The 26,224-nt window shown below is 63.9% G+C and carries 25 protein-coding genes; 16 read left to right on the top strand and 9 right to left on the bottom strand.

The annotated features are described in order from the left end of the window. Positions 1 to 103: 103 nt before the first annotated feature. The 6 genes from CWE01_RS32405 to pilG are packed head-to-tail and all read right to left on the bottom strand — an operon-like array spanning position 104 to position 9,933. A complete protein-coding gene (locus tag CWE01_RS32405; protein WP_100944631.1) occupies positions 104 to 559 on the bottom strand; it encodes a chemotaxis protein CheW in 456 nt (151 codons plus the stop codon). After that, positions 552 to 6,479 carry an Hpt domain-containing protein gene (locus CWE01_RS32400; protein ID WP_100944630.1) on the bottom strand — a complete coding sequence of 1,976 codons (5,928 nt, stop codon included), beginning with the start codon at positions 6,477 to 6,479 and terminating at the stop codon, positions 552 to 554. The genes CWE01_RS32405 and CWE01_RS32400 overlap by 8 nt, the downstream gene beginning before the upstream one ends. A 10-nt stretch (positions 6,480 to 6,489) precedes the next feature. Then, the gene (locus CWE01_RS32395; protein WP_100944629.1) at positions 6,490 to 8,547 is read right to left on the bottom strand and encodes a methyl-accepting chemotaxis protein; all 2,058 of its coding nucleotides are present in this window, start codon (positions 8,545 to 8,547) and stop codon (positions 6,490 to 6,492) included. Between the two features lie 3 nt (positions 8,548 to 8,550). After that, complete coding sequence (locus CWE01_RS32390; protein ID WP_100944628.1) at positions 8,551 to 9,102, bottom strand: chemotaxis protein CheW; 552 nt, start codon at positions 9,100 to 9,102, stop codon at positions 8,551 to 8,553. Positions 9,103 to 9,114: 12 nt separating this feature from the next. Beyond that, positions 9,115 to 9,480 carry a twitching motility response regulator PilH gene (gene pilH, locus CWE01_RS32385; protein WP_100944627.1) on the bottom strand — a complete coding sequence of 122 codons (366 nt, stop codon included), beginning with the start codon at positions 9,478 to 9,480 and terminating at the stop codon, positions 9,115 to 9,117. Between the two features lie 45 nt (positions 9,481 to 9,525). Continuing rightward, entirely contained in the window at positions 9,526 to 9,933 is a 408-nt protein-coding gene (pilG, locus tag CWE01_RS32380) for a twitching motility response regulator PilG (RefSeq protein WP_100944626.1), read from the bottom strand. Positions 9,934 to 10,184: 251 nt separating this feature from the next. On the opposite strand from pilG, the gene gshB reads away from it, so the two are divergent. The 7 genes from gshB to CWE01_RS32345 all read left to right on the top strand — a co-directional run bounded on the left by gshB (position 10,185) and on the right by CWE01_RS32345 (position 16,037). Continuing rightward, positions 10,185 to 11,138: a glutathione synthase gene (gene gshB / locus CWE01_RS32375; RefSeq protein ID WP_100944625.1), complete on the top strand. Its 954-nt coding sequence runs from the start codon at positions 10,185 to 10,187 to the stop codon at positions 11,136 to 11,138. A gap of 77 nt (positions 11,139 to 11,215) precedes the next feature. Continuing rightward, a complete protein-coding gene (locus CWE01_RS32370; protein WP_100944624.1) occupies positions 11,216 to 12,115 on the top strand; it encodes an energy transducer TonB in 900 nt (299 codons plus the stop codon). A gap of 52 nt (positions 12,116 to 12,167) precedes the next feature. Continuing rightward, entirely contained in the window at positions 12,168 to 12,737 is a 570-nt protein-coding gene (locus CWE01_RS32365) for a YqgE/AlgH family protein (protein WP_100944623.1), read from the top strand. Then, the gene (gene ruvX / locus CWE01_RS32360) at positions 12,737 to 13,177 is read left to right on the top strand and encodes a Holliday junction resolvase RuvX (RefSeq protein WP_100944622.1); all 441 of its coding nucleotides are present in this window, start codon (positions 12,737 to 12,739) and stop codon (positions 13,175 to 13,177) included. Before CWE01_RS32365 ends, ruvX begins: the two co-directional genes overlap by 1 nt. 67 nt (positions 13,178 to 13,244) lie before the next feature. Continuing rightward, positions 13,245 to 13,751, top strand: coding sequence for a bifunctional pyr operon transcriptional regulator/uracil phosphoribosyltransferase PyrR (gene pyrR / locus CWE01_RS32355; protein WP_100944621.1), 507 nt, complete (start codon positions 13,245 to 13,247; stop codon positions 13,749 to 13,751). A gap of 13 nt (positions 13,752 to 13,764) precedes the next feature. Continuing rightward, positions 13,765 to 14,769 carry an aspartate carbamoyltransferase catalytic subunit gene (locus CWE01_RS32350; protein ID WP_100944620.1) on the top strand — a complete coding sequence of 335 codons (1,005 nt, stop codon included), beginning with the start codon at positions 13,765 to 13,767 and terminating at the stop codon, positions 14,767 to 14,769. Continuing rightward, complete coding sequence (locus CWE01_RS32345; RefSeq protein WP_100944619.1) at positions 14,766 to 16,037, top strand: dihydroorotase; 1,272 nt, start codon at positions 14,766 to 14,768, stop codon at positions 16,035 to 16,037. Before CWE01_RS32350 ends, CWE01_RS32345 begins: the two co-directional genes overlap by 4 nt. A gap of 167 nt (positions 16,038 to 16,204) precedes the next feature. Here CWE01_RS32345 and CWE01_RS32340 read toward each other — a convergent pair whose 3' ends face one another. Next, positions 16,205 to 16,624, bottom strand: a complete 420-nt coding sequence (locus tag CWE01_RS32340; RefSeq protein WP_100944618.1) for a TM2 domain-containing protein — start codon at positions 16,622 to 16,624, stop codon at positions 16,205 to 16,207. 251 nt (positions 16,625 to 16,875) lie between these two features. Here CWE01_RS32340 and CWE01_RS32335 point away from each other — a divergent pair, with 251 nt between their 5' ends. Beyond that, positions 16,876 to 17,529 (top strand): C40 family peptidase, encoded by a 654-nt coding sequence (locus CWE01_RS32335; protein ID WP_100944617.1) that lies wholly within the window; start codon positions 16,876 to 16,878, stop codon positions 17,527 to 17,529. 179 nt (positions 17,530 to 17,708) lie between these two features. Here CWE01_RS32335 and CWE01_RS32330 read toward each other — a convergent pair whose 3' ends face one another. Beyond that, positions 17,709 to 18,815: a PilT/PilU family type 4a pilus ATPase gene (locus tag CWE01_RS32330; RefSeq protein ID WP_100944616.1), complete on the bottom strand. Its 1,107-nt coding sequence runs from the start codon at positions 18,813 to 18,815 to the stop codon at positions 17,709 to 17,711. Positions 18,816 to 18,879: 64 nt separating this feature from the next. Then, the gene (locus CWE01_RS32325) at positions 18,880 to 19,914 is read right to left on the bottom strand and encodes a type IV pilus twitching motility protein PilT (RefSeq protein WP_100944615.1); all 1,035 of its coding nucleotides are present in this window, start codon (positions 19,912 to 19,914) and stop codon (positions 18,880 to 18,882) included. Positions 19,915 to 19,970: 56 nt separating this feature from the next. Between CWE01_RS32325 and CWE01_RS32320 the strand changes: the two genes are divergently transcribed. From CWE01_RS32320 to hemW, 8 genes are all read left to right on the top strand, one after another. Next, positions 19,971 to 20,657: a YggS family pyridoxal phosphate-dependent enzyme gene (locus tag CWE01_RS32320; protein ID WP_100944614.1), complete on the top strand. Its 687-nt coding sequence runs from the start codon at positions 19,971 to 19,973 to the stop codon at positions 20,655 to 20,657. Between the two features lie 33 nt (positions 20,658 to 20,690). Continuing rightward, positions 20,691 to 21,515 carry a pyrroline-5-carboxylate reductase gene (gene proC / locus CWE01_RS32315; RefSeq protein WP_100944613.1) on the top strand — a complete coding sequence of 275 codons (825 nt, stop codon included), beginning with the start codon at positions 20,691 to 20,693 and terminating at the stop codon, positions 21,513 to 21,515. A gap of 18 nt (positions 21,516 to 21,533) precedes the next feature. Beyond that, positions 21,534 to 22,124: a YggT family protein gene (locus CWE01_RS32310; protein ID WP_100944612.1), complete on the top strand. Its 591-nt coding sequence runs from the start codon at positions 21,534 to 21,536 to the stop codon at positions 22,122 to 22,124. Between the two features lie 77 nt (positions 22,125 to 22,201). Continuing rightward, a complete protein-coding gene (locus CWE01_RS32305; protein ID WP_100944611.1) occupies positions 22,202 to 23,341 on the top strand; it encodes a homoserine O-acetyltransferase in 1,140 nt (379 codons plus the stop codon). A gap of 7 nt (positions 23,342 to 23,348) precedes the next feature. After that, entirely contained in the window at positions 23,349 to 23,969 is a 621-nt protein-coding gene (gene metW / locus CWE01_RS32300) for a methionine biosynthesis protein MetW (RefSeq protein ID WP_100944610.1), read from the top strand. Positions 23,970 to 23,995: 26 nt separating this feature from the next. After that, on the top strand, positions 23,996 to 24,430 hold the full coding sequence (locus CWE01_RS32295) for a DUF4426 domain-containing protein (protein WP_100944609.1): 435 nt from the start codon (positions 23,996 to 23,998) through the stop codon (positions 24,428 to 24,430). Continuing rightward, positions 24,427 to 25,023: an RdgB/HAM1 family non-canonical purine NTP pyrophosphatase gene (gene rdgB, locus CWE01_RS32290; RefSeq protein WP_100944608.1), complete on the top strand. Its 597-nt coding sequence runs from the start codon at positions 24,427 to 24,429 to the stop codon at positions 25,021 to 25,023. The genes CWE01_RS32295 and rdgB overlap by 4 nt, the downstream gene beginning before the upstream one ends. Positions 25,024 to 25,082: 59 nt before the next feature. After that, positions 25,083 to 26,222, top strand: coding sequence for a radical SAM family heme chaperone HemW (hemW, locus tag CWE01_RS32285; RefSeq protein ID WP_177410534.1), 1,140 nt, complete (start codon positions 25,083 to 25,085; stop codon positions 26,220 to 26,222). Positions 26,223 to 26,224: the final 2 nt, after the last annotated feature.

The following is a 26,224-nucleotide window of genomic DNA, read 5'->3' as shown; positions in this document are numbered from 1 at the left end:
GCCACATCCTTTGTGCCACATACATCGCCATCGCCAGCAAGCCGGCGCCTACAGGATGGTGTCGTACGCAAGGTCTGTGATCGACGAAAAACCGCCTCATTCTTCAGGCCAGCCCGGACTCCAACACCAACTGCTCCAACCCCAGCAGGTCCGGCACCTTCGCCACCCATTCGCCGACCTGCACCGCCGCCTTCTCCAGCCGGCACAGCGGCACATCGACAAAACTCAGCTGGCTGTCGAGCTTGTACGAACGCGGAATCCCCTGGATCACCAGCGCGATAAACTTCAATTCCGGCCGCCCGCCCAGGGCATTGAGCACCACGATCCGCGCCCGATCCCCCACCGCCAGCGGACAGCCGCAGGCCGCCTCGAAGCTGATCAGCGGCAATTGCTGGTTGCGCCAGGTCACCTGCCGCAGATACCACGGCGGCGCATCGCTGGCCGGCTCGCCGCGCTGGTAGTCGATCAACTCCGCCACCGCGACATTGGGCAACAACAGGTAGCGGTCCGCCAACGGCAGCATCAGCCCCGTCAGGCTGCTGGTGCTGTGTTCATGCATGGACCTGACTCCAATAGGCGATGCTTTCCAGCAACGCCGACTCCTGGTACGGCTTGCCCAGGTATTCGTTAACGCCAATGGCCATGGCCCGGTCCCGGTGTTTCTGCCCGGTACGCGAAGTGATCATGATGATCGGCAGGTCCTTGAGGCGTTCATCGTTGCGGATCCGCGTCGCCACCTCAAAACCATCCATACGCGGCATTTCAATGTCCAGCAGCATCAGGTCCGGGGTGTGCTCCTCCAGCAACATCATGGCGTCCACCCCATCCTTGGCCGTCAGTACGTTCATGCCGTTGCGCTCCAACAGGCGACTGGTGACCTTGCGTACGGTGACCGAGTCATCCACCACCATGACCAGGGTCGGGCGCACCGGCGTGACATCCACGCTCGCACCACTGGAGATGGACTGCACCGGCGCCCGCGACAAGGCGTTGCGCACATGGGCGAGCAAATCGAGAATCAGCACCACGCGGCCATCACCCAGTATGGTCGCCCCCGACAGCCCCGGCACCGCGGCGAACTGCGGCCCGAGGTTCTTCACCACGATTTCCCGTGATCCCGCCAGGGCATCCACTTGCAGCGCCATGCGCTGGTCGTTGCAGTGCACCAGCAACACCGGCAACGCCAGGCTCTGGCCGAACAACTTGGGCTTGCCCACGGTTTGCAGCAGTTCGCCGAGGTAACGCAGCTCGTAGGTCTGCCCGGCGTATTCGTAGCGCGGCGGATCGAGTTGGTAATAGCCTTCCAGCTCACTCGGCAACACCCGCACCAACCCTTCGACGGTGTTCAACGGCACCGCGTATTGCTCGTCGGCGCATTGCACCATCAATGCACGGTTCACCGAGACGCTGAACGGCAGGCGGATCTGGAAGTGCACGCCCTGCCCCGGGATGGAGTCGATGCGCATGGTGCCGCCCAGCTGCCGCACCTCTTCGTGAACCACGTCCATGCCCACGCCGCGCCCGGAAATCTGGGTGATCTTTTCCGCCGTGGAAAAGCCCGGCTGGAGGATGAACTGCAACACGTCGCGATCACTGATCGGCATGTCCGGCTCCAGCAGGCCACGCTTGATCGCCTTGCGCCGTACTGCCTCGAGCGGCACCCCTGCACCGTCGTCACGCATATCGAAGACGATGTCGCCGCCTTCATGGGACAGCTCCAGAGTGATCAGCCCCTGCTCCGGCTTGCCGGCGGCACGCCGCCCCTCGGCGCTTTCCAGACCGTGGTCGACGGCGTTGCGCAACATGTGCTCCAGGGGCGCGACCATGCGCTCCAGCACATTGCGGTCCATTTCGCCCTCGGCATTGCCAACGACAAAATCGACCTCCTTGCCCAACTCCCCCGCCACCTGCCGGACGACACGCTTGAGGCGCGGCACCAGGCGCTCGAATGGCACCATGCGCGTGCGCATCAGGCCTTCCTGCAACTGGGTGTTGACCCGCGCCTGTTGCGCCAGCAGGTTTTCCGCATCCTGGTTGCGCCCGGACAGGGTCTCCTTGAGGTCCAGCAGGTCGGAGGCGGATTCGAACAAGGCCCGGGACAATTGCTGCAACTGCGAGTGCCGGTCCATTTCCAGCGGATCGAATTCTTCATAACCCAGGCGCTCGGCTTCCACCTGCTGGCGACTGAGAATCCGCCCCTGGGTCTCGGTGTCGAGGCGGCGCAACTGGTCGCGCATACGCTCGATGGTGGTCTCCATTTCGTTGAGCGCGATCCGGGCGTCGTTGACCTGCTGCTCGATACGGCCACGGAAGATCGAGGTTTCGCCCGCCAGGTTGACCAGGTCTTCGAGCACGTCCGCCGAAACCTTGACCATGTCCTGGGCCGCCCGCTCGGCCTCGGCGACCGCCGCGGCCTCGGGCTTGGGCGCTGCCGGCGCGACAACCGGGGCGGCGACCGGCAGATTGATCGGCGACTGCCGGCCAAACGCCTGGATATCCTGGATCAGCGCATCGGCGGGCAACACCGGCTGTTCGGCACGCACCGCGTCGAGCATATGCGCCAGCCGGTCGTGGCCGGCCTGCAACAAGCCGAACAGTTCCGGCCCCGGTTGCAGCAGGCCCGCCGACAGCCCTTCGTAGAGAAATTCCAGCTCGTGGGCCAGATCGCCGATCGGCACGATTTCCACCATGCGCGCGCTGCCCTTGAGGGTGTGCAGGTCGCGCAGCAGGGTTTCCACGTCCTGGCGATTCGCCGGCTCAGCCTGCCAGCGCAGCAGGGCCGCGCCGGAGCTTTCGAGGATATCGAAGCCTTCTTCGAGGAAGATCTCCAACAACTCCGGATCGTTGCCGGTCACGGACGCGGGCGCTTCGGCGGCGTCACTCACCTCCAGCGGCGTGCTGCCGCCCTGGCGAAACTGGCGCAAGCACTCGATCAGCGCACTCGGATCGCCCAGGGGCTGATGTCCCTGGAGTTGATCGAGCAGGACCGCCAGGCGGTCATGGCTTTTCTGCAACAGCAGCGCCAGCTCGGGAGAATGGTTGAAGCGCCGGTCCACCAGCCCTTCGTAGAGATTTTCCAGCTCGTGGGCCAGATCGCCCACCGGGCCGATCTCGGCCATGCGCGCGCCGCCCTTGAGGGTGTGCAGGTCCCGTTGCAGGGACAGCAGCGGCGCGGCGTTGTCCGGATCGTCGAGCCAGCGCTGCAAGGCCAGCCCGGCACTGTCGAGGATATCCGCGGCTTCTTCGAGGAAGATCACCACGATCTCGTCGTCGAGGTCCACTTCATCGAGGGCCTGGCTCGCTTCGGCGGTGGCGGCGCCCAGTTCGGCGATGCTCAGGGCGCGGCTGCCGTCAGTCTTGATCAGGCCGGTGGCGGACGGGTCGAGGGCCTCGTCGAGCAGCTCGCGCAGGGCCCGCAGCCGTTCCGGCTGGGCCTTGATTTCCTGGCCGGCGGCCAGCTCGTCGAACATGTTGATCAGGGCTTCATGGGCGCTCTGCGCCTCATGGAAAAATCGCTCGCTGACCGCCAGGCTGCTTTCTTCGACCGCACCATAGAGGTCGAGCAAGGCTTCGCAGAGTTCGTCCACCGGGTGCAGGTCGGCACTGTGGGCGCCCTGGCCGAGGGTGGTCAGTTCGTCCAGCAGGTCGTTGAGTTCCTGGCGCTCGCCGGGGTGCTGCTGCCAGCGCAGCAACAGGTTCTCCGCGTCCAGCAGGATATCCATGCCCTGGGCCAGGAAGTTGTTGATCAGTTGGGGATCGCGCTTGGTGCCGCTGGTAACGCTGAGCAGCGACTCCAGCCGGGCCGCGAGCAGGGCTTCGGCTCGCCGGATCAGTTCCGCGGCGCCGTCGATAGGTGCCAAGGGATCGTCCGCCAATTGTTTCAAGCCCTGATGCAACAGCACCTCGGCCTCCAGCAGCAGCTCGACCTCATCCAGGTCCAGCGGCAGCAGGTGAGCCTTGAACTCGCGCACCAGGTGGTAAAACGGTGCCGCCAGTTCGGCGATCGGCCTCACGCCCGCCACATAGGCGCTGCCCTTGAGGGTGTGCAACGCCCTTTGCAATTCGTCGCTGGCCGCCAGCGGCAGATGTTCGGTGGCCTCTTCGAGAAAGTGGTTGAGGCTGTCCAGATGCGTCTCGGCCTCGTTGCGGAAAATATCCAGCAACTGCCGGTCAATGGCCTCGTCGTCGGTCTCTCCCACGTCCCCGGGCGTGGCTTCGTCCGCAGCCGAACCCGCCAGCTCATGGGCGCGGGCGGCCAACAGGTCGACATCGTCGCGCTGGCGCTGGGCCTGTCCGGCAAACTCGCTGACCAGTTCCGGCAACACCTGCAGCACATCGTCGAGCAACTGGTGGACCGGCGCGTCGGCCACGACGCTATGTTCGAGTACACGGTTGAGCAGGTTCTCCACGGCCCAGGCCAACTCACCCAGCACCAGCGCCCGGACCATCCGGCCGCTGCCCTTGAGCGTGTGGAAAGCGCGACGCAGCTCGGTCAGGGCCGATTTGCTCTCGGTATTCAGCGCCCAGCGCGGCAGGTATTCGCGCAGCACATCGAGCACTTCCGCGCATTCCTCCAGGAAGACTTCACGTAATTCGTCGTCCACTGGAGCTTCGTCGCCCGGTGGCGGCAGCAGGCTGCCCGGGACCTGGCGGGCCGGCGGGTTGAGGGCGGACACGGGGCTGGCCAGGACATCGGCCAGGGACTGCACCACCTGCGGGTTGTCCAGCGCCTGCAAGTCCTGCATCACCTGGGCTTCGTTGGGGCTCAGGACATCTTCGAGCACCGGCACGTCCTGTTCAGCGGGCGCATAACCCAGGGCGTCGAGACTTTCCTCGGCCATGTCCAGCACCCGCTCACCCGGTGCCTCGTGGTCTTCGCCGAGGCGTTCGAGGTAGTACTCGATACTGCTCAGGGCATCGGCCAGGCGGTCGAGTTGCTGCCAGGACGGCGGTTGCGGACCGTTCAACAGATGGTCGTGGATATAACGACTACAGGTTTCCAGCAGGCTCGCGGCCCGGCCGAGGGGAATCATCGACAAGGCGCCACGGACCGAGGTCAGCAGCTCGGGCAAGGGCAACAGGCGCTCGCGGTCCCAGTCGGCATCGATGTACTCGATGATCAGGTCCTTGGCCTGTTGCAGGCAGATCCGCGATTCCTTGACCACCAACTGGTGGATCTGGGTCAGGTCGGTGGTCGGAAGGCGGCTTTCTTCGCGGCTTTCCGGCTCCACGGTGCCGATCATCCCGGCCAGGGTCGCCTCGACGTAGAGCAAGGCCCCGGCGACGTCCATCAGCACCGCGTCATTCGGCTCGCGCTGGCCCTGGACCAGGCCGAGGACCACCGCCGTCTGGTCGATGATGACCTTGCGCGGCTGGCCGAAACCGAGCACCGCCAGGGTATCGGCGATCTGCCGCAGGGGCGCCAGCAGGCTCGACAGTTCATCGGTGTGCTGGCGGTCGCCGCGTACGAACAGGTCCAGGCGCTCCTTGCATCGCACCAGTTCTTCGCACAACGCCGCCACCACCGAACGCATGGCGTCGCGGTCCGGGCCGGCCAGGCGGGCGCGCTCCTCATCGACCACCGCAGTGTCGGGCAGGGCCTCATCCAGGCCATAACGGTCTTTCAGGGCGAGCATCTGCGCCGTCGGCTGCCGCGCCTTGGCGATATAGAACAGCAGGCTTTTGAGCAATTCTTCCGGGGCCGGCTGGTTGATTCCGGCAATGCCCTGCTCCAGCAGGCGCTTGAGTTCCTTGTCGGAGTCCTTGAGCAGGCTGCGCAGGGCCGGGCTGTTGGCGATGGCGCCAGCGAGCATGCCTTCGACCAGCGCCGAGGCGACTTGCCAGAGCGCCCCCAGCGGGGCATCCAGGCAGAGGGTTTCAAGGCGGGCGAAGACCTTGGCCATATACCCGAGATTGGTTTCGTCGTCCTGTTCGCGCAGCAAGCCGACCAGGGCGGTTTGCAGCATCTGCCGCAGCTTGCGCAACAAGGCCGGCAGCTCCGCCGGGGTCAATTCGGCGAGGGCCGCCTCGTCCAGTGGCGGCAGTTCCGGCAAGGTCGGGCTGAACAGGCTGGTTTCCGACAGCAGGCTTTCACCCCGGGCGCTGCGCAGGTCGTTGAGCAACGGCAGCACCACCAGCGGCAGGTCGCGGCGGGCACTGTGGACCCGGTCCAGGTACAGCGGCATCTGCCCCAGGGCCTGGCGCAGCAATTTCAGCGCTTCCGGCAAATCCACCACCCGCCCTTGCTGCACGGCCAGGGCCAGGGCTTCGGTTTCCTCGGCGAGCAGGGCCGCGCCGTAGAACTCGACCATCTGCAAGCTGCCATGGACCTGGTGAATGCATTCCAGGCATTCGGCGATGTCCTGGGCCGAATGCGTCGGCTCGTCGAACGCATCCAGGGCCTGGCGCGCCTGTTTCAGGGTATCGGCGATTTCGCCCTTGACCCATTCGAGGGCCACATAGTCGTGCTGATCGCTCATGACGACTCCACTAACGGGTTTCACGCGCATCTTGCGCAGCAGGCAGGGTAAAGCCGGAGACCGAGCGCCGCAGCTGACTGGCCATTTTCGCCAGGTTGCCGATGCTGTCGGCGGTGGCGGTCGAGCCGGACGACGTCTGGGTGGTGATCTGCTGGATCACGTTCATGGTCAGCGAGATCTGTCCCGCCGACGTGGTCTGTTGCTGGGCCGCGTTGGAGATGCTCTGGATCAACGCCGCCAGGGTCTTCGACACCCCTTCGATCTCTTCCAGGGCCACTCCGGCATCCTGGGCCAGCCGGGCACCGCGCACCACTTCGGTGGTGGTCTGCTCCATGGAGATCACCGCCTCGTTGGTGTCGGTCTGGATCGCCCGCACCAGGGTCTCGATCTGCCGGGTCGCCGCCGACGAACGCTCCGCCAGGCGCTGGACCTCATCGGCCACCACCGCGAAACCGCGCCCGGCATCGCCGGCCATGGAGGCCTGGATCGCCGCGTTGAGGGCGAGGATGTTGGTCTGGTCGGCAATGTCGTCGATCAGGCTGACGATATCGCCGATTTCCTGGGACGACTCGCCCAGGCGTTTGATCCGTTTGGCGGTGTCCTGGATCTGTTCGCGAATATTGTCCATGCCGTGGATGGTGTTGTGCACCACCTCGTTGCCCTTGTTGGCGATCTCCACCGAGCGCTCGGCCACCGCCGACGATTCGGCGGCGTTGGCCGAGACCTGGTCGATGGACTCGGCCATGTCGCTGATGGCGGTGGACGCTTCGGAGATCTGCTGGGCCTGGTGCTCGGAGGCCTCGGCCAGTTGCATGGCGGTGGCCTGGGTTTCCTGCACGGCGGCGGCGACCTGGCCGGCGGTGAGGTTGATGGTGGCCACCAGATCCCGTAGCTGGTCGACGGAATAGTTGATGGAGTCGGCAATGGTCCCGGTGAAGTCCTCGGTGACCGAGGCGGTCACGGTCAGGTCGCCGTCGGCCAGGTCTTCGATTTCGTCCAGCAGGCGCATGATCGCGTGCTGGTTGCGTTCGTTCTTCTCGGCGGTTTCGTGCAGTTGGCGATTGGTCTCGCGGACCATCACCAGGCCGATCAGGATGATCGAGGCCAGGGCCAGCAGGCCGAGGACATAACCGCCGATGGTGTCCAGGGAGCGTTCGCCGGCGAGGTTTTCAAAGCCGTTGGCCAAGTGCGAGGCTTCGTCCAGCAGGGTTTGCGACAGGCTGAAGATATTCCCGGCCGATTCACGGACCTGGAACAGCTGCGGCGAGGTTTCGAGGATTTCATCCACCGAGCCCGAGACGAATTCGAACAGTTCGGCGATATCCCCCAGGCGGGCGCGGGCGTCCTTGTCTTCGACCTGGGTGATTTTCAGGGTCGCATTGCCCTGGAGCATGCCGTTGAGCACCTGGCCGAAACGGGCGGCGTCGCGACCGAAGGCATCGGCGGCCTGGGACGAGGTTTCGTCGCCGGCCAGCACCGTGTTCACCGCGCCGAGGATCCGCTCGGCCAGCAACGACTGGCGCTGGGCCATGGCCACCTGGGCCGCCGGGGCACCGCGTTGCAGGAGAATCTCCACAACCTTTTCGTACTCGACCTGCAACTGCGGCACGGTTTCGGCCAGGGTCGCGGCCACCTGGTGCAACGACAGCACGGTCTGTTCGCTGGCAAGGATGGCGTCGGTGTTGCGCAGCAGGTTTTCCCAGTCCTGCTGCACCGCGTGCATTTCGGTGCGCACGGCGGGCGGCGCGGCGGGCAGGCCGGTGGCCGGGTCGCCTTTTTTCAGGTAACCCCAGCGCTGGGCGAAATCGTTGCGCGCGTCACTCAGCAGCTTGAACGCTGCGGCCTTGCCGGAAGCGGCTTCCGTGGCGTTCTTGGCGATCCGCTGGGACAGCACCCGCAGCTCACCGGCATGGCTGATGTATTGCTTGTCGTAGGTGGACTGGGTGTTCAGGTAGGCAAAGTTGGCGAACAGCAGCATGATGAACACGATCAGGGCGATAAACAGCACGATGATCTGCGAACGACTGCGCGAAGCCTCCAACGGCTTGCCGGTTTTAGCGTTTGTCATCGATCAGGCCCCTGCCTGTAAGGCTACATCCAGAAACCCCGGTGCCTGCGCCAGGGCAAACGGGCTGAACACCCACCAACTGCGTTCACGCTCGAAACGGCCCTGGACAAAGGGCGCCACCGCCGCATCCGGCGGCGGGACCGAAAGCCCCTGCTGGCCACCTTGGGGAAAGTGTTGCAGGCCGGCCACTTCGTCCACCATCAGGCCGGCGAACACGTCTTTGTATTCCACCACCAGCACCCGCCGCTGTTTGCGCAACGCGGACAGCTCATGGCCGAAAAACCCACACAGGTCCATGATCGGCAGCAGGCGCCCACGCAGGTTGGCCACGCCCTTGACCCAGGGTTTCACCCCCGGCAACAAGGTATGACGCGGCTCATGCAGGACTTCGCCGACTTCACCCATCGGCGCCACGTACCAGTGCTCGCCAAGGCGAAAGCCGATACCGCTCCAGGTGTCCTGGCGGGCCTGTTGCGACGGCAGGTCGGCCGCCAGCAGGCGACAGCGCTGGTCGATTTCCAGCAGCAGCTGGAAGGCGGTCTGCGACGGGCTCATGGGCGCGTGCCGTCAGCCGGCGAGGACGCTGTTCAGGGTCTTGATCAGGGTGTCTTCTTCCACCGGCTTGGTCAGGTAGTCGCGAGCGCCCTGGCGCGTGCCCCAGACCTTGTCGGTTTCCTGGTCCTTGGTGGTGATGATGATCACCGGGATATGGCTGGTTTCATTGTCTTTGGTCAACTGCCGGGTGGCCTGGAAGCCGTTGAGGCCCGGCATGACGATGTCCATCAGGACCGCGTCGGGCTTTTCCTGGCGGGCCAGGGCCACGCCGTCGGCACCGTTTTCGGCCTTGAGCACTTCATGACCGTGCTTCTCCAGCATGGTGGTCAGTTTGTACATTTCAGTCGGCGAATCATCGACGATCAGGATACGTGCCATGGTGTTCCCCACTGCTTATAAGGCGGGCGGCCAGGCGGCCGACCGTCAATGTGCTTGTTCTACCGCCGCAAACCCCGGCACATGGGCCTTGATCGCGGCCAGCAGTTCTTCCTTGCTGAACGGCTTGGTCAAAAACTGATCGGAACCGACGATACGCCCCTTGGCCTTGTCGAACAGGCCGTCCTTGGAGGACAGCATGATCACCGGCGTGGACTTGAACGCACGGTTGTTCTTGATCAGGGCGCAGGTCTGGTAGCCATCCAGGCGCGGCATCATGATATCGACGAAGATGATACCCGGATGATGATCGGCGATCTTGGCCAGGGCATCGAAGCCGTCGATGGCCGTGATCACCTCGCAACCCACGTGTTTCAACAGCGTCTCGGCGGTTCGGCGAATCGTCTTGGAGTCGTCGATGACCATCACTTTCAAGGCTGTGGAATGCTGTTCCATATCTGCTCTACCATCGCCACAGCGACTCGATTGACTGCATTTAAGCGCTTTCCAGGCGCGAAGCCCTTGATGTGTAAGCGCTTCGAGCGGCATGCGAGCCTTTTTAGCACAGTCTCAAGATGCAATCTATCAACCGCCCCCGGCCCCACCCGGACAGGCGGTTTTTCCTTGACCGGGAATCGGTGTAGCGCCACTCTGACGCCACTTTTTCAAGTCATTTCGGCCATCACGGCCCATAGAGGATATAGCCCATGAGCGTTCGTCTCGGGATTGTCATGGACCCCATCGCCAACATTTCCTATAAAAAGGACAGTTCCCTGGCGATGCTGCTGGCCGCCCAGGCGCGCGGCTGGACCCTGTTCTACATGGAACAGCAGGACCTGTACCAGGACGCCGGCGTGGCGCGCGGGCGCATGCGCCCCCTGAAAGTGTTCGCCAACCCCGAGCACTGGTTCGAACTGGAAGCCGAGACCGACACGGCCCTGAGCGACCTGGACGTGATCCTGATGCGCAAGGACCCACCCTTCGACATGGAGTTCGTCTACTCCACCTACCTGCTGGAACAGGCCGAGCGCGCCGGGGTGCTGGTGGTCAACAAGCCGCAGAGCCTGCGCGACTGCAACGAAAAGCTCTTCGCCACCCAGTTCCCGCAGTGCACGCCGGCCACCGTGGTCAGCCGTCGCGCCGATGTGTTGCGCGAATTTGCCGCCAAGCATGGCGACGTGATCCTCAAGCCGCTGGACGGCATGGGCGGTACTTCGATCTTCCGCCACCGCGTCGGCGATCCAAACCTGTCGGTGATCCTCGAGACCCTGACCGCCCTGGGCAGCCAGCAGATCATGGCCCAGGCCTACCTGCCGGGGATCAAGGACGGCGACAAGCGTATCCTGATGGTCGACGGCGAGCCGGTGCCTTATTGCCTGGCGCGGATTCCGGCAGCCGGTGAAACCCGTGGCAACCTGGCGGCCGGCGGTCGCGGCGAAGCCCGTCCGTTGACTGATCGCGATCGCTGGATCGCCGCCCAGGTCGGCCCGACCTTGCGTGAAAAAGGCCTGCTGTTCGTCGGCCTGGACGTGATCGGCGAACACCTGACGGAAATCAACGTCACCAGCCCGACCTGCATCCGCGAGATCGACAACGCCTTCGGCACTGACATCGGCGGCCTGCTGATGGATGCCATTGAGCGCAAGCTGCAAGCCCGTTGATGTAGAACAGCCGAGAAAAAACCAACATTGCGTTATCATGCCGGGCTTTCGATACGTGCGATGTTGGTTTCCTGGTCATGACGCTTCCTGCCGATCTGCCTCCCGAACTTTCCCGCGCCGGCGTACGCCCGGCGGATCGGCTCGGCTTCACGCTTTTCCTGGCGGCGCTGATCCACCTGGCGCTGCTGCTCGGCGTGGGCTTCAGCTTTGTCGAGCCCAAGCAGATCAGCAAGACCCTGGAAATCACCCTGTCCACCTTCAAGAGCGTGAAACCGCCGGAAAAGGCTGATTTCCTCGCCCAGGACAACCAGCAGGGCAGCGGCACCCTGGATAAAAAGGCGATTCCCAAGACCACCGAGGTCGCGCCGTTCCAGGACAACAGCATCAATGAGGTCACCCCGCCGCCGCCGGCCAGGCAGGAAGTGACCGAAGCGGCGCCGAAGGCGGTGGTCGCCACGGTGGCGCCGAAGCCGAAAAAAGCGGTGATCAAGCATGAGCAGGTCAAGACCGAGGCGGCGCCCCAGCAACAGGCACCGACGTTCGACAGCTCGCAGTTGAGCAGCGACATCGCCAGCCTTGAAGCGGAACTGGCCAAGGAACAACAGTTGTATGCCAAGCGCCCGCGGATTCATCGCTTGAGCGCGGCTTCGACCATGCGCGACAAGGGTGCGTGGTACAAGGATGACTGGCGCAAGAAGGTCGAGCGCATCGGCAACCTCAATTACCCCGAAGAAGCCCGCCGCCAGCAGATCTACGGCAATTTGCGGCTGATGGTCTCGATCAACCGCGACGGCTCGCTGTATGAAGTGCTGGTGCTGGAATCTTCCGGGCAACCGCTGCTGGACCAGGCGGCGCAGCGGATCGTGCGCCTGGCGGCACCGTTCGCGCCCTTTACCGGCGATCTGTCGGATATCGACCGCCTGGAGATCATCCGTACCTGGCGTTTTGCCCGGGGCGACAAGCTTTCCAGCAATTGAATAGCGTCTACACGGCTTGTCAGGTCGTTCGCCCACGGCCACACTAGGGCTCATGAAAAACCTCGCCCCGACGTACCTCAAGCATCATTTCCTGATCGCCATGCCGCATATGGCCGACCCGAATTTCGCGCAGACGGTGACCTATATCGTCGAGCACAGCGCGAACGGTGCCATGGGGCTGGTGATCAACCGCCCGCAAGCGCTGAGCCTGGCCGATATCCTCGAGCAACTGCGCCCGGATATCGAGCCGCCGACCCTCTGCCAGCATGTGCCGATCTATACCGGCGGTCCGGTGCAGACCGACCGCGGTTTTGTCCTGCACCCCATCGGCCAGACCTACCAGGCCACCGTCGAACTGGAAGGCCTGGCGCTGTCCACGTCCCAGGACGTGCTGTTCGCCATCGCCGACGGTGAAGGCCCGCCGCGCAGCCTGATCGCCCTGGGTTATGCCGGCTGGGAAGCCGGGCAACTGGAAGCGGAGCTGGCCGACAACGCCTGGCTGACCTGCCCGTTCTCCGCGGACATCCTCTTCGAGACCGACAGCGACGCCCGTCTGGCCGCCGCCGCCGCGCACCTGGGGATCAACCTCAGCCTGCTCACCAGCCAGGCGGGCCACGCCTGATGGCCGCTATCCGCCTGCTGCTGGGTTTCGACTACGGCACCAAACAGATCGGCGTCGCCGTCGGCCAGATGATCACCGGCCAGGCCCGCGAGCTGTGCACCCTCAAGGCGCAGAACGGGATTCCCGACTGGAACCAGGTCGAAGCCCTGATCAAGGAGTGGAAACCCGACGCCGTGGTGGTGGGCCTGCCGCTGAACATGGACGGCACCCCCAGTGACATGTGCGCCCGGGCGGAGAAATTCGCCCGCCGGCTCAACGGTCGCTACAACGTGCCGTTCTTCACCCAGGACGAACGCCTGACCACCTTTGAAGCCAAGGGTGAACGCATGGCCCGTGGCGGCCAGAAAGGCACCTATCGCGACAACCCGGTGGACGCCATCGCCGCCAAGCTGCTGCTGCAAAGCTGGATCGAAGAACACCCGACACCCGCCGAATCCTGAACACCGGCGCTGCCCGAACCTCTCACCCTCGCCTTGATTCCCCGCAAGGGCCCTTGAAGGAGCAACCATGAGCCTGCCCAATCCCGCCGACCTGATCAGCCAGATGGCCGTCGATCTCAACGCCCATCTGAGCAAGCGTGCCATTGTCGAGCCGCGCTTCATCGGCATCCGTACCGGCGGCGTGTGGGTGGCCCAGGCGCTGCTCAAGGCCCTCGGCAGTGCATCGCCCCTGGGCACCCTGGATGTGTCCTTCTACCGCGACGACTTCAGCCAGAACGGCCTGCACCCGCAGGTGCGCCCGTCCGAACTGCCGTTCGAGATCGAAGGCCAGCACCTGGTGCTGATCGACGACGTGCTGATGAGCGGCCGGACCATCCGCGCCGCCCTCAACGAACTCTTCGACTACGGCCGCCCGGCCAGCGTGACGCTGGTCAGCCTGCTGGACCTCGATGCCGCCGAATTGCCGATCCGCCCCGATGTGGTCGGTGCAACACTGTCGCTGGCTCCCACGGAACGGGTAAAATTGTCCGGCCCCGCGCCGCTCCACCTTGAACTTCAAGACCTCGCCCTTTAAAGAGTCCTTTGCGATGACGCCTCTAGACGCCAAGCGCCCGCTGCAGCTCAATGATCAGGGCCAGCTGCGCCACTTCCTGTCGCTCGACGGCCTGCGCCGCGAGCTGTTGACCGAAATCCTCGACACCGCCGACTCCTTCCTCGAAGTCGGTGCCCGGGCGGTGAAAAAAGTCCCGCTGCTGCGCGGCAAGACCGTGTGCAACGTGTTCTTCGAGAACTCCACCCGCACCCGCACCACCTTTGAAATGGCCGCCCAGCGGCTGTCGGCGGACGTGATCACCCTGAACGTGTCCACCTCCTCGGCGAGCAAGGGCGAAACCCTGCTCGACACCCTGCGCAACCTTGAAGCCATGGCCGCCGACATGTTCGTCGTGCGTCACGGCGAGTCCGGTGCCGCGCATTTCATCGCCGAGCACGTCTGCCCCCAGGTGGCGGTCATCAACGGCGGCGACGGCCGCCATGCCCACCCGACCCAGGGCATGCTCGACATGCTGACCATCCGCCGGCACAAGGGCAGCTTCGAAAACCTCTCGGTGGCCATCGTCGGCGACATCCTGCACTCGCGGGTGGCCCGTTCGAACATGCTGGCGCTCAAGACCCTGGGTTGCCCGGATATCCGCGTGATCGCGCCGAAGACCTTGCTGCCGATCGGCATCGAGCAATACGGGGTGAAGGTCTACACCGACCTGGCCGAAGGCCTGAAGGATGTCGACGTGGTGATCATGCTGCGCCTGCAGCGTGAACGCATGACCGGCGGCCTGTTGCCCAGCGAAGGCGAGTTCTACCGCCTGTTCGGCCTGACCACCGCGCGCCTGGCCGGCGCCAAGCCGGACTGCATCGTCATGCACCCGGGCCCGATCAACCGTGGCGTGGAGATCGAATCGGCGGTGGCCGACGGCCCGCATTCGGTGATCCTCAACCAAGTCACCTACGGCATCGCCATACGCATGGCCGTGCTGTCCATGGCCATGAGCGGGCAGACTGCCCAGCGCCAATTCGACCAGGAGAAGGCCCAGTGAAACTCAGCATACTCGGCGCCCGCGTCATCGACCCGAGCAGCGGCCTGGATCAAGTGACCGACCTGCACCTGGAAGCCGGCAAACTGATTGCCATCGGCGCCGCCCCGACGGGTTTTGCCGCCGTTGACGTGATCGATGCCAAAGGCCTGGTGGCCGCTCCCGGGCTGGTGGACCTGAACGTCTCCCTGCGCGAGCCGGGCTACAGCCGCAAGGGCAATATCGCCAGCGAAACCCGCGCGGCGGCGGCCGGCGGCGTCACCAGCCTGTGCTGCCCGCCCAAGACCAAACCGGTGCTGGACACCTCGGCAGTGGCCGAACTGATCCTCGACCGTGCCCGCGAAGCCGGCAACACCAAGGTGTTTCCTATCGGCGCCCTGAGCAAGGGCCTGGAAGGCGAACAACTGGCAGAACTGGTGGCCTTGCGCGATGCCGGCTGCGTGGCGTTCGGCAACGGCCTGGAGAGCTTCCGCAACACCCGCACCCTGTGCCGGGCGCTGGAGTACGCGGCGACTTTCGACCTGACGGTGATTTTCCACTCCCAGGACCATGACCTGGCCCATGGCGGCCTGGCCCATGAAGGCCCGACCGCCAGCTTCCTCGGCTTGTCGGGGATCCCGGAAACCGCCGAGACCGTGGCCCTGGCCAGGGACCTGCTGCTGGTGGAGCAGAGCGGCGTGCGTGCGCACTTCAGCCAGCTGACCAGCGCCCGTGGCGTAGCCCTGATCGCCCAGGCCCAGGCCCGTGGTTTGCCGGTGACGGCCGATGTGGCCTTGTACCAGCTGATCCTGACCGATGAAGCGCTGATCGACTTCTCCAGCCTTTATCACGTACAACCGCCGCTACGCACCCGCGCCGACCGCGACGGCTTGCGCGCGGCGGTGAAATCCGGGGTGGTAAGCGCCATCTCCAGCCATCACCAGCCCCATGAGCGCGATGCCAAGCTGGCGCCGTTCGGCGAAACCGAGCCGGGTATCAGCAGCGTCGAGCTGTTGCTGCCGCTGGCGTTGACCCTGGTGGAAGATGGCTTGCTGGACCTGCCGACCCTGCTGGCGCGCCTGAGCGCCGGTCCTGCGCAGGCCTTGCGCCTGCCGGCGGGCAAGCTGGCGATGGGAGCGGCGGCGGATCTGGTGCTGTTCGATCCGAGTACTTCGACCGTGGCCGGTGAGCACTGGTTGTCCAGGGGCGAGAACTGCCCGTTCTTCGGGCATGCGTTGCCGGGGAGCGTGCGTTATACGTTGATGGATGGGCGGATCACCTACCAGGCGTGAGACCGTGTCGCCTGCTTCGCGGCGGTGCGGCGATCCGACAAGCCCTGCTCCTACAGTTCTGCGTCGAACACATATTTTGTGTGCAGCCTAACTTTGTAGGAGCAGGGCTTGCCCGCGAAGAGGCCCCTGAGGTCACCAACAGCACGCCAGACAAAAGCGATTCGACCTCAACCCCGCCCGCTGTTCCTCAGCGACACCTGGTCATTCAGCGTCCAGAAGTCATACAGCACGCCAAAACCCAACAAGCCGCCCGTCAGCAGATACAGCAGCCCGGTCAGCCATTTGCCCTGGTACATCCGGTGAATACCGAACAAGCCCAGGAACGTCAGCAGCAACCAGGCAACGTTGTAATCCAGCGGCCCGGCGGTAAAACGCAGATCCGCATCGCGATCCATGCCCGGAATCAGGAACAGGTCGATCAACCAACCGATCCCCAGCAACCCGAAGGTAAAAAACCAGATCGTCCCGGTAACCGGCTTGCCGTAATAGAAGCGGTGAGAACCGGTAAAACCAAAAATCCACAGCAAATACCCGAGTAAAACGTTGTGGGTATTCGCCGGTGCGCCGTCCTGCCGATAGCTGTTCATCAACACCTTCTCCGAGCTCGATAGATAAATATTTCGTAAAACCGTGTGACTTTTTTACTGTCTCAAAACATGTAACAAACCCTTACCAAAAATCGCTGAAAGCCTTGTGGGGCCTGACTTTCACGTGACCCATGGGTCGGATTTCGCGGCTGCTGGCCACTTTAAACCCCTGTATTGATTCGACAAACGGGCCCAGAAGTGACCAAAAAGCTGTTATAAAGTTGCGCGATTACCAATTAGAGCCTTGCCTAATGCGACCATTTTTCAAGACATGGCTAACCATTTGCCTATTAATGCCACTGGCCGCCCACGCCACCAACCGTGAGCAACGTCTTCCTTCCGTCAACGGTCACACTGCCAAATCACCGGCTACCGTTGCCCATGCTACCGATCTGACCGCCCCGGTGGTCAAACGCCCTGGCAAGCACAGCAGCCATGGCAAAGCCCGTCATGATAGCGTGGTGGCTATCAATCCGGCAGCACCGAACGCCAAGCAGAGCAGCGCTGTGCTCAGCCGTGCGGTGAATGTGCTGGGGACCCCGTATCGCTGGGGCGGCAGTAGCCCGAGCAAGGGCTTCGACTGCAGCGGCCTGGTCAAGTATGCCTTCAACGGCGTAGCAGCCAGTGATCTGCCGCGCACGTCCAATGCCATGGCCGCCGGCCACGGGCAGAAAGTCGCGCGCAAGGACCTCAAGCCGGGCGACCTGCTGTTCTTCACCCTCAAGAGCCGCAAGGTCAACCACGTGGCCATCTACCTGGGCAACGACCGGTTTATCCATGCGCCGCGTCGCGGCAAGTCGGTGACCATCGACACGCTGAAGAAGCCGTACTGGGACAGCCATTACGTGATTGCCAAGCGAGTGATCCCGAAAGAGCAGAATCATATGCGGGTTGTGCAGCGCTGATTGGTTTCGTAGTGCGCCTGTGAAGTTTTTGGCGCACTTGAGGGCCTCTTCGCGGGCAAGCCCTGCTCCTACAGTGTTGCGTCGTTTACAAAATCGGTGAACGACGACGTACTGTAGGAGCAGGGCTTGTCGGGTCGCCGCACCGCCGCGAAGGCGTCAGAACAGCCACCACAAGGCGCCTAGGCCGGCCCCAGGCTCAAGTCATCCGGCCCTTTGCCACCCGCCCCTTTCTCCAACTTGATCATCAGCCGCAAGTCATTGGCGGAGTCCGCATGCGCCAGCGCATCGCGGTAGCTGATCACACCCTCCTGATGCAACGCATACAACGCCTGGTCCAGCGTCTGCATCCCCTGCTCGGTCGAGCGCTTCATCAACCCCTTCAGATCCTTGATCTCGCCCTTGCGAATCAGGTCGGCCATCAGCGGTGTATTCAGCAGCACTTCCACCACCGCCCGCCGCCCCTGGCCATCCCGGGTCGGAATCAACTGCTGGGCGACAATCGCCCGCAGGTTGAGTGACAAGTCCATCCAGATCTGCGGATGCCGGTCCACGGGAAAGAAGTTGATGATCCGCTCCAGCGCCTGGTCGGCATTCGGCGCATGCAGGGTCGCCAGGCACAGGTGCCCGGTTTCCGCGAACGCCAGGGCGTGGCCCATGGTCTCCCGGGTGCGTACTTCGCCGATCATGATCAGGTCGGGAGCCTGGCGCAGGGTGTTTTTCAGCGCCACCTCGTAGGAATCGGTGTCGATCCCCACTTCGCGCTGGGTAATGATGCAGTTCTGGTGCTCATGAACGAACTCGATGGGGTCCTCGACCGTGACGATATGGCCGCTGCCCTGCTGGTTGCGGTGGCCGATCATCGCCGCCAGGGAGGTCGACTTGCCGGCACCGGTCGCCCCGACCAGTATCACCAGCCCGCGCTTGAGCAGCGCCAGTTGCTCGATGATCGGCGGCAGCTTCAGCGTGGCCAGTTCGGGAATCCGCGTCTCGATGCGCCGCAACACCATGCCCGGTTGGCTGCGCTGGTAAAACGCGCTGACGCGAAAGCGCCCCACGCCCTTGGGATGGATGGCGAAATTGCATTCGTGCAGGTGGGTGAAGTCGAGCTTCTGGCGCTCGGTCATCAGGCCGAACACCGCGTCCTGGGCCTGTTCCTGGGTCAGCGGGACACGGGTCACCGGCAGGATCTGGCCGTTGACCTTGAGCGACGGCGGCAGGCCCGGGGTGATAAACAGGTCGGAAGCGCCTTTTTCGACCATCAGGCGCAGCAGTTTCTCGAACTCCATGAGCGTCCCCGCGTCACATCAGGCAGATACCTGTGTGACAGCGTAGAAGCCCCTGGGGTCCGTGTTAGAAGTTATCCGGAATCTTTGCCTTCTCCCGGGCGTTATCCCGGGTGATCAGGCCCTTGGTCAGCAGCTCCTTGAGGCACATGTCCAGGGTCTGCATGCCCAGCGAACCGCCGGTCTGGATCGAGGAATACATCTGCGCCACCTTGTCCTCGCGGATCAGGTTACGGATCGCCGGGGTGCCGAGCATGATCTCGTGGGCGGCGATACGCCCGCCGCCGACCTTCTTCAGCAGGCTCTGGGAAATCACCGCCTGCAGGGATTCGGAGAGCATCGAGCGGACCATGGACTTCTCCTGCGCCGGGAACACGTCGACCACCCGGTCGATGGTCTTGGCCGCCGAGGTGGTGTGCAGGGTGCCGAACACCAGGTGACCGGTTTCCGCGGCGGTCAGCGCCAGGCGGATGGTTTCCAGGTCGCGCATCTCGCCCACCAGGATCACGTCCGGGTCCTCCCGCAGGGCCGAACGCAGGGCCGCGGAAAAACTCTGGGTGTCGCGGTGCACTTCGCGCTGGTTGACCAGGCACTTCTTCGATTCGTGGACGAACTCGATCGGGTCCTCGATGGTCAGGATATGGTGATGCCTGTTGTTGTTCAGGTGGTCGATCATCGCCGCCAGGGTGGTCGACTTGCCCGAACCGGTCGGCCCGGTCACCAGCACCAGCCCGCGCGGCACCTCGGTGATCTTGCGGAACACCTCGCCCATGCCCAGGTCGCTCATGGTCAGGACTTTCGAGGGAATGGTCCGGAATACCGCGCCCGAACCGCGGTTGTGGTTGAAGGCGTTGACCCGGAAGCGCGCCACGCCCGGCACTTCGAAGGAGAAGTCGGTCTCCAGGAACTCCTCGTAGTCCTTGCGCTGGCGGTCGTTCATGATGTCGTAGATCAGGTCGTGGACCTGCTTGTGGTCCAGCGCCGGCAGGTTGATCCGCCGTACATCGCCGTCAACCCGGATCATCGGCGGCAGGCCCGCCGAGAGGTGCAAGTCCGACGCGCCCTGTTTGGCGCTAAAGGCCAGCAGCTCGGTGATATCCATGAGGCTCCCCAATACAGGTAGAATGCCGCAGACTTTTGACCTGCTGGCGAATTTGAATGACCACGATAGCAGACAACATCACCACCGTTGCAGCCCGCATCGCTGCCGCTGCACAGGCCGCCGGCCGCGACAGCGCCAGCATCGGCCTGCTCGCCGTGAGCAAGACCAAGCCCGCCGCCGCCGTGCGCGAAGCCCATGCCGCGGGCCTGCGGGACTTCGGCGAGAATTACCTGCAGGAAGCCCTGGGCAAACAGGCCGAATTGACCGACCTGCCCTTGTGCTGGCACTTCATCGGCCCCATTCAATCGAACAAGACTCGCGCCATCGCCGAGCATTTCGATTGGGTGCACTCCGTGGATCGCCTGAAAATCGCACAACGCCTGTCCGAACAGCGCCCGGCTGACCTGGCGCCGTTGAATATCTGCATCCAGGTCAATGTCAGCGGCGAGGCCAGCAAGTCCGGCTGCACCCCGGCCGACCTGCCGGCCCTGACCGCGGCCATCAGCGCGCTGCCGAACCTGAAGCTGCGCGGGCTGATGGCGATCCCCGAACCGACCGAAGAGCGTGCCGAACAAGACGCCGCGTTCGCCACCGTGCGGACTTTGCAAGACAGCCTCAACCTGCCGCTCGACACACTTTCCATGGGCATGAGCCACGATCTCGAGTCGGCCATTGCCCAAGGCGCCACCTGGGTGCGGATCGGTACCGCGCTGTTTGGCGCCCGCGATTATGGCCAGGCCTGAAATGGCCTCACACACTCGTTTCAAGGATCCGTCATGAGCAAGAGCAAGAATCGAATCACTTTCATCGGCGCCGGCAACATGGCGGCCAGCCTGATCGGCGGCCTGCGTGCCGAGGGCCTGGACGCCGCGCTGATTCGCGCCAGCGATCCCGGTGCCGAGACCCGCGCGCGGGTCCAGGCCGAACACGGTATCGAAGTGTTCGCCGACAACGCCGAGGCCATCCTCGGGGCTGATGTGGTGGTGCTGGCGGTCAAGCCGCAGGCCATGAAGGCCGTGTGCGAAGCCTTGCGCCCAAGCCTTGCGCCCAACCAACTGGTGGTGTCGATTGCCGCCGGCATCACCTGCGCCAGCATGAACCGCTGGCTGGGTGAGCAGCCAATCGTGCGCTGCATGCCGAACACCCCGGCGCTGCTGCGCCAGGGCGTCAGCGGCCTGTTCGCCACCGCGCAGGTCTCCGCCGAGCAGCGCCAACAGGCGCAAACCCTGCTGTCGGCCGTCGGCAGCGCCTTCTGGCTGGACGAAGAACAGCAACTGGACGCCGTGACCGCAGTGTCCGGTAGCGGCCCGGCGTACTTCTTCCTGCTGATCGAAGCCATGACCGCCGCCGGCGAGAAACTCGGCCTGCCCCGTGATATCGCCAGCCAACTGACCCTGAAGACCGCCCTGGGCGCCGCCCACATGGCCGTCTCCAGTGACGTTGAGGCCGCCGAACTGCGCCGTCGCGTGACGTCGCCGGCCGGCACCACGGAAGCCGCGATCAAGACCTTCCAGGCCGGCGGCTTCGAAGCCCTGGTAGAAAAGGCGCTCGGCGCCGCCGCCCACCGTTCGGCCGAAATGGCTGAGCAACTCGGTCAGTAATCCTCGAGGGAACACTTAATGTTTGCATTCAATAGCGCTGCCATTTTTGTCATTCAAACCCTGGGCAGCCTGTATCTGTTGGTGATTCTGCTGCGTTTCATCCTGCAACTGGTCCGGGCCAACTTCTACAACCCGCTCTGCCAGTTCACCGTCAAGGCCACCCAGCCGCTGCTCAAGCCGCTGCGCCGGATCATCCCAAGCCTGTTCGGCCTGGACATGTCCTCGCTGGTGCTGGCGATTATCGTGCAGATGCTGCTGATGGCGGTGATCCTGCTGCTCAGCTACGGCGTCACCGGCAATGTCGGCTACCTGCTGATCTGGGCGGTCATCGGCATCACCTCGCTGTTCCTCAAGGTGTTCTTCTTCGCCATGATCATCAGTGTGATCCTCTCCTGGGTCGCTCCCGGCAGCCATAGCCCGGCCGCCGAGCTGGTGTACCAGATCAGCGAACCGGCCCTGGCGCCGTTCCGCAAGATCGTGCCGAACCTGGGTGGCCTGGATATCTCGCCGATCCTGGCCTTCCTGGTGATCCAGTTGATCCAGAGCTACGTGATTCCGCCGCTGGCGGTCATGAGCGGCATGCCGGAAGTGCTGTTCCGGTTGATCTGATCAACTGTGGGAGCGGCGCTTGCCGCTGCTCCCCCCGCTCATTAGACTTACGCCTCATTCAAGCGTGAGCAGGGTCGATGTCCACTGTCTTTCCCCACGATTCCGTCGGGCTGGTCGTGCCGCAAACGGCACACTTCAGCGAGCCCCTGGCCCTGGCCTGTGGCCGTTCCCTGCCGGCCTACGACCTGATCTACGAAACCTACGGCACCCTCAATCCCGCGGCGAGCAACGCCGTGCTGATCTGCCATGCCCTTTCCGGCCATCATCACGCCGCCGGTTTCCACAGCCCCGACGAGCGCAAGCCCGGCTGGTGGGACAGCTGCATCGGCCCCGGCAAGCCCATCGACACCAACAAGTTCTTCGTCGTCAGCCTGAACAACCTCGGCGGCTGCAACGGCTCCACCGGCCCGAGCAGCATCAACCCCGAGACTGGCCGGCCCTTCGGCGCCGATTTCCCGGTGCTGACCGTGGAAGACTGGGTCCACAGCCAGGCCCACCTCGCCGACCGCCTCGGCATCGGCCAATGGGCCGCGGTGATCGGCGGCAGCCTGGGCGGCATGCAGGCCATGCAATGGAGCATCACCTACCCCGATCGCGTGCGCCATTGCGTCGCCATTGCCTCGGCCCCCAAGTTGTCGGCGCAGAACATCGCCTTCAACGAAGTGGCGCGCCAGGCGATCCTCACCGATCCGGAATTCCACGGCGGCTCCTTCCAGGAAAAGGGCGTGATCCCCAAGCGTGGCCTGATGCTGGCGCGCATGGTCGGGCACATCACCTACCTGTCCGATGACTCCATGGGCGAGAAATTCGGCCGGGGCCTCAAGAGCGAAAAGCTCAACTACGACTTCCACAGCGTGGAATTCCAGGTCGAGAGCTACCTGCGTTACCAGGGCGAGGAGTTTTCCGGGCGTTTCGATGCCAACACCTACCTGTTGATGACCAAGGCCCTGGACTACTTCGACCCGGCGGCCAACTTCGGCGACAACCTGGCGCAGACGTTCGCCGGTGCCACGGCCAGCTTCTGCGTGATGTCCTTCACCACCGACTGGCGTTTCTCGCCGGCCCGCTCGCGGGAAATCGTCGATGCGCTGATGGCCGCGCGCAAGGACGTCTGCTACCTGGAAATCGATGCACCGCAAGGCCACGACGCCTTCCTGATCCCGATCCCGCGTTACCTGCAGGCGTTCGGCAACTACATGAACCGAATTACGCTGTGAGGACGCCATGAGAGCCGACCTGGAAATCATCCAAGACTGGATCCCCGCCGGCAGCCGCGTGCTCGACCTCGGCTGCGGCGACGGCGAACTGCTGGCCTGGCTGCGCGACAACAAGCAGGTCAGCGGCTACGGCCTGGAAAACGACCCGGAGAACATCGCCACCTGCGTGGCCAAGGGCATCAACGTCATCGAGCAGGACCTGGACAAGGGCCTCGGCAACTTTGCCAGCAACAGCTTCGATATCGTGGTCATGACCCAGGCCCTGCAAGCCGTGCACTACCCGGACAAGATCCTCGACGAAATGCTCCGGGTCGGGCGCCAGTGCATCATCACCTTCCCCAACTTCGGTCACTGGCGCTGCCGCTGGTACCTGGCGAGCAAAGGCCGGATGCCGGTCTCGGAATTCCTCCCGTACACCTGGTACAACACGCCGAACATCCACTTCTGCACCTTCGAAGACTTCGAGGCGCTGTGCCGCGAACGGACCGCCAAGGTCATCAACCGGCTTGCCGTGGATCAACAGCACCGCCACGGGTGGGCCAGTAAGCTATGGCCTAATCTATTAGGTGAGATCGGCATTTATCGCGTCAGCAGCCCGGGTCTCGCCGATCATCAGATCGCGGTATAAACCGCCCTGTCTCGAGGAGAACGATCATGCTGCGTTCAGTTGTGTTTCTAGTGGCGGCCTGCTTCGGCGTCACGGCCATGGCCGCCGATGCCATCAAGGGCGAGCGCCAGGAAGTGTTCGGTGACATCACCGTACACTACAACACCTTCAACTCCACCTATATCCAACCGAACGTTGCCCGGGGTGTGGAGCTGGTACGCAGCAAGAACCAGGGTGTGATCAATGTCTCGGTGGTCAAGGCCGACAAACCGCTGGTCGCCCAGGTCAGCGGCAATGTGAAGGACCTGACCGGCAAGAGCGTCACACTGAACTTCAAGCAGATCACCGAACAGGGCGCCGTCTACTACCTGGCGCAGTACCCCGTCCCGCAGGCGGAAAACCGTGTCTTCGAGATCACCGTCACCATCGGCGGCGATGCCCACACTTTCAGCTTCAATCAGGAACTTTTCCCAGGCGAATGATGAATTTCACCCAACTGGTACTGGCCAGCCACAACGCCGGCAAACTCAAAGAACTCCAGGCCATGCTCGGTGGGTCGGTGCAACTGCGCTCGATCGGTGAGTTCAGCAGCGTCGAGCCGGAAGAAACCGGTTTGTCGTTCGTCGAAAACGCCATCCTCAAAGCCCGTAATGCGGCCCGCATTTCCGGCCTGCCGGCGCTGGCCGACGACTCGGGGCTGGCGGTGGACTTCCTCGGCGGCGCGCCGGGTATCTATTCGGCCCGTTACGCCGACGGCCAGGGCGATGCGGCGAACAACGCCAAGCTGCTCGACGCCTTGAAGGATGTCCCGACCGCCGAGCGCGGCGCGCAGTTCGTCTGCGTGCTGGCCCTGGTGCGGCATGCCGACGATCCGCTGCCGATCCTCTGCGAAGGCCTCTGGCACGGGCGCATCCTCACCGCCGCCAGCGGCGAGCACGGTTTTGGCTACGATCCGCTGTTCTGGGTACCGGAGCGTGACTGCTCCAGCGCCGAACTGGGTCCGGTCGAAAAGAACCAGCTCAGCCACCGCGCCCGCGCCATGGCCCTGTTGCGCCAGCGTCTGGGCCTGAAATGACCCAGCCCCACGTAGCGCCGCCGCTGATCCACGGCAGCGCGCCAACACCCCGGGCGGCCATGCCGGACCTGCCGCCCCTGGCGCTGTACATCCATATTCCCTGGTGCGTGCGCAAATGCCCGTATTGCGACTTCAACTCCCACACCGCCAGCCCGGTGCTGCCGGAAGAGGAGTATGTCGACGCGCTGCTGGCCGACCTCGACCAGGACCTGCACGCGGTGTATGGCCGTGAGTTGAGTTCGATCTTCTTCGGCGGCGGCACGCCCAGCCTGTTCAGCGCCGCGGCGCTGGGGCGCCTGCTCAAGGGCGTCGAAGCACGCATCCCGTTTGCCGGCGATATCGAAATCACCCTGGAAGCCAACCCCGGGACCTTCGAGCAGGAAAAATTCATCGCCTATCGCCAGCTGGGCATCAATCGGCTGTCCATCGGTATCCAGAGTTTCCAGGAAGACAAGCTCAAGGCCCTCGGCCGCATTCATACCGGCGGCGAAGCCGTGCGGGCGGCGGATATGGCGCGCCAGGCCGGTTTCGACAACTTCAACCTGGACCTGATGCACGGCTTGCCGGACCAGTCCCTGGAAGATGCCCTGGGTGATCTGCGCCAGGCCATCGCCCTGAAGCCCACCCATCTGTCCTGGTATCAGCTGACGCTGGAGCCGAACACGGTGTTCTGGAACCAGCCGCCGACGCTGCCGGAAGACGACACCCTGTGGGATATCCAGGAAGCCGGCCAGGCGCTGTTGGCCGAGCACGGCTACGCCCAGTACGAAGTCTCGGCCTATGCCCAGCCCGGGCGGGCGGCGCGGCACAACCTCAATTACTGGAGCTTCGGTGATTTCATCGGTATCGGCGCCGGCGCCCATGGCAAGCTCAGCCACCCGGACGGTCGCATCGTCCGGACCTGGAAAACCCGCCTGCCGAAGGACTACCTGAACCCGGCCAAGGCCTTCCAGGCCGGGGAGAAAGCCCTGGCCAACGAAGAACTGCCGTTCGAGTTCCTGATGAATGCCCTGCGCCTGACCGCGGGCGTTGACGCCGTCTTGTTTGCGCAACGTACCGGGCTTAGTCTCGACAGCTTGAACGAAGCACGCGCCGAGGCCGAACAAAGTGGCCTGTTGCAGGTCGAACCGTCACGCCTGGCGGCCACCGACCGCGGGCAGCTGTTTCTCAATGACTTGCTGCAATACTTTTTGACCTAAGG

Origin of the sequence: Pseudomonas sp. QS1027, from assembly GCF_002814235.1 — a bacterium.
Taxonomy (GTDB): domain Bacteria; phylum Pseudomonadota; class Gammaproteobacteria; order Pseudomonadales; family Pseudomonadaceae; genus Aquipseudomonas.
Note: the sequence above shows the minus strand (reverse complement) of the source record. Positions and strands in the feature narration are given on the sequence as shown.

What these genes read in the sequence shown, in the direction of transcription:
- CWE01_RS32305 (WP_100944611.1), top strand. Translation starts at nt 22,202, where the DNA reads ATGTCCACTGTCTTTCCCCACGATTCCGTCGGGCTGGTCGTGCCGCAA.
- CWE01_RS32295 (WP_100944609.1), top strand. Translation starts at nt 23,996, where the DNA reads ATGCTGCGTTCAGTTGTGTTTCTAGTGGCGGCCTGCTTCGGCGTCACG.
- CWE01_RS32395 (WP_100944629.1), bottom strand. Translation starts at nt 8,547, where the DNA reads ATGACAAACGCTAAAACCGGCAAGCCGTTGGAGGCTTCGCGCAGTCGT.
- CWE01_RS32320 (WP_100944614.1), top strand. Translation starts at nt 19,971, where the DNA reads ATGACCACGATAGCAGACAACATCACCACCGTTGCAGCCCGCATCGCT.
- rdgB (WP_100944608.1), top strand. Translation starts at nt 24,427, where the DNA reads ATGATGAATTTCACCCAACTGGTACTGGCCAGCCACAACGCCGGCAAA.
- CWE01_RS32325 (WP_100944615.1), bottom strand. Translation starts at nt 19,914, where the DNA reads ATGGATATCACCGAGCTGCTGGCCTTTAGCGCCAAACAGGGCGCGTCG.
- CWE01_RS32335 (WP_100944617.1), top strand. Translation starts at nt 16,876, where the DNA reads ATGCGACCATTTTTCAAGACATGGCTAACCATTTGCCTATTAATGCCA.
- CWE01_RS32390 (WP_100944628.1), bottom strand. Translation starts at nt 9,102, where the DNA reads ATGAGCCCGTCGCAGACCGCCTTCCAGCTGCTGCTGGAAATCGACCAG.
- CWE01_RS32350 (WP_100944620.1), top strand. Translation starts at nt 13,765, where the DNA reads ATGACGCCTCTAGACGCCAAGCGCCCGCTGCAGCTCAATGATCAGGGC.
- CWE01_RS32370 (WP_100944624.1), top strand. Translation starts at nt 11,216, where the DNA reads ATGACGCTTCCTGCCGATCTGCCTCCCGAACTTTCCCGCGCCGGCGTA.
- CWE01_RS32330 (WP_100944616.1), bottom strand. Translation starts at nt 18,815, where the DNA reads ATGGAGTTCGAGAAACTGCTGCGCCTGATGGTCGAAAAAGGCGCTTCC.
- gshB (WP_100944625.1), top strand. Translation starts at nt 10,185, where the DNA reads ATGAGCGTTCGTCTCGGGATTGTCATGGACCCCATCGCCAACATTTCC.
- CWE01_RS32340 (WP_100944618.1), bottom strand. Translation starts at nt 16,624, where the DNA reads ATGAACAGCTATCGGCAGGACGGCGCACCGGCGAATACCCACAACGTT.
- CWE01_RS32405 (WP_100944631.1), bottom strand. Translation starts at nt 559, where the DNA reads ATGCATGAACACAGCACCAGCAGCCTGACGGGGCTGATGCTGCCGTTG.
- pilH (WP_100944627.1), bottom strand. Translation starts at nt 9,480, where the DNA reads ATGGCACGTATCCTGATCGTCGATGATTCGCCGACTGAAATGTACAAA.
- pilG (WP_100944626.1), bottom strand. Translation starts at nt 9,933, where the DNA reads ATGGAACAGCATTCCACAGCCTTGAAAGTGATGGTCATCGACGACTCC.
- CWE01_RS32400 (WP_100944630.1), bottom strand. Translation starts at nt 6,479, where the DNA reads ATGAGCGATCAGCACGACTATGTGGCCCTCGAATGGGTCAAGGGCGAA.
- pyrR (WP_100944621.1), top strand. Translation starts at nt 13,245, where the DNA reads ATGAGCCTGCCCAATCCCGCCGACCTGATCAGCCAGATGGCCGTCGAT.
- proC (WP_100944613.1), top strand. Translation starts at nt 20,691, where the DNA reads ATGAGCAAGAGCAAGAATCGAATCACTTTCATCGGCGCCGGCAACATG.
- metW (WP_100944610.1), top strand. Translation starts at nt 23,349, where the DNA reads ATGAGAGCCGACCTGGAAATCATCCAAGACTGGATCCCCGCCGGCAGC.
- ruvX (WP_100944622.1), top strand. Translation starts at nt 12,737, where the DNA reads ATGGCCGCTATCCGCCTGCTGCTGGGTTTCGACTACGGCACCAAACAG.
- hemW (WP_177410534.1), top strand. Translation starts at nt 25,083, where the DNA reads ATGCCGGACCTGCCGCCCCTGGCGCTGTACATCCATATTCCCTGGTGC.
- CWE01_RS32310 (WP_100944612.1), top strand. Translation starts at nt 21,534, where the DNA reads ATGTTTGCATTCAATAGCGCTGCCATTTTTGTCATTCAAACCCTGGGC.
- CWE01_RS32365 (WP_100944623.1), top strand. Translation starts at nt 12,168, where the DNA reads ATGAAAAACCTCGCCCCGACGTACCTCAAGCATCATTTCCTGATCGCC.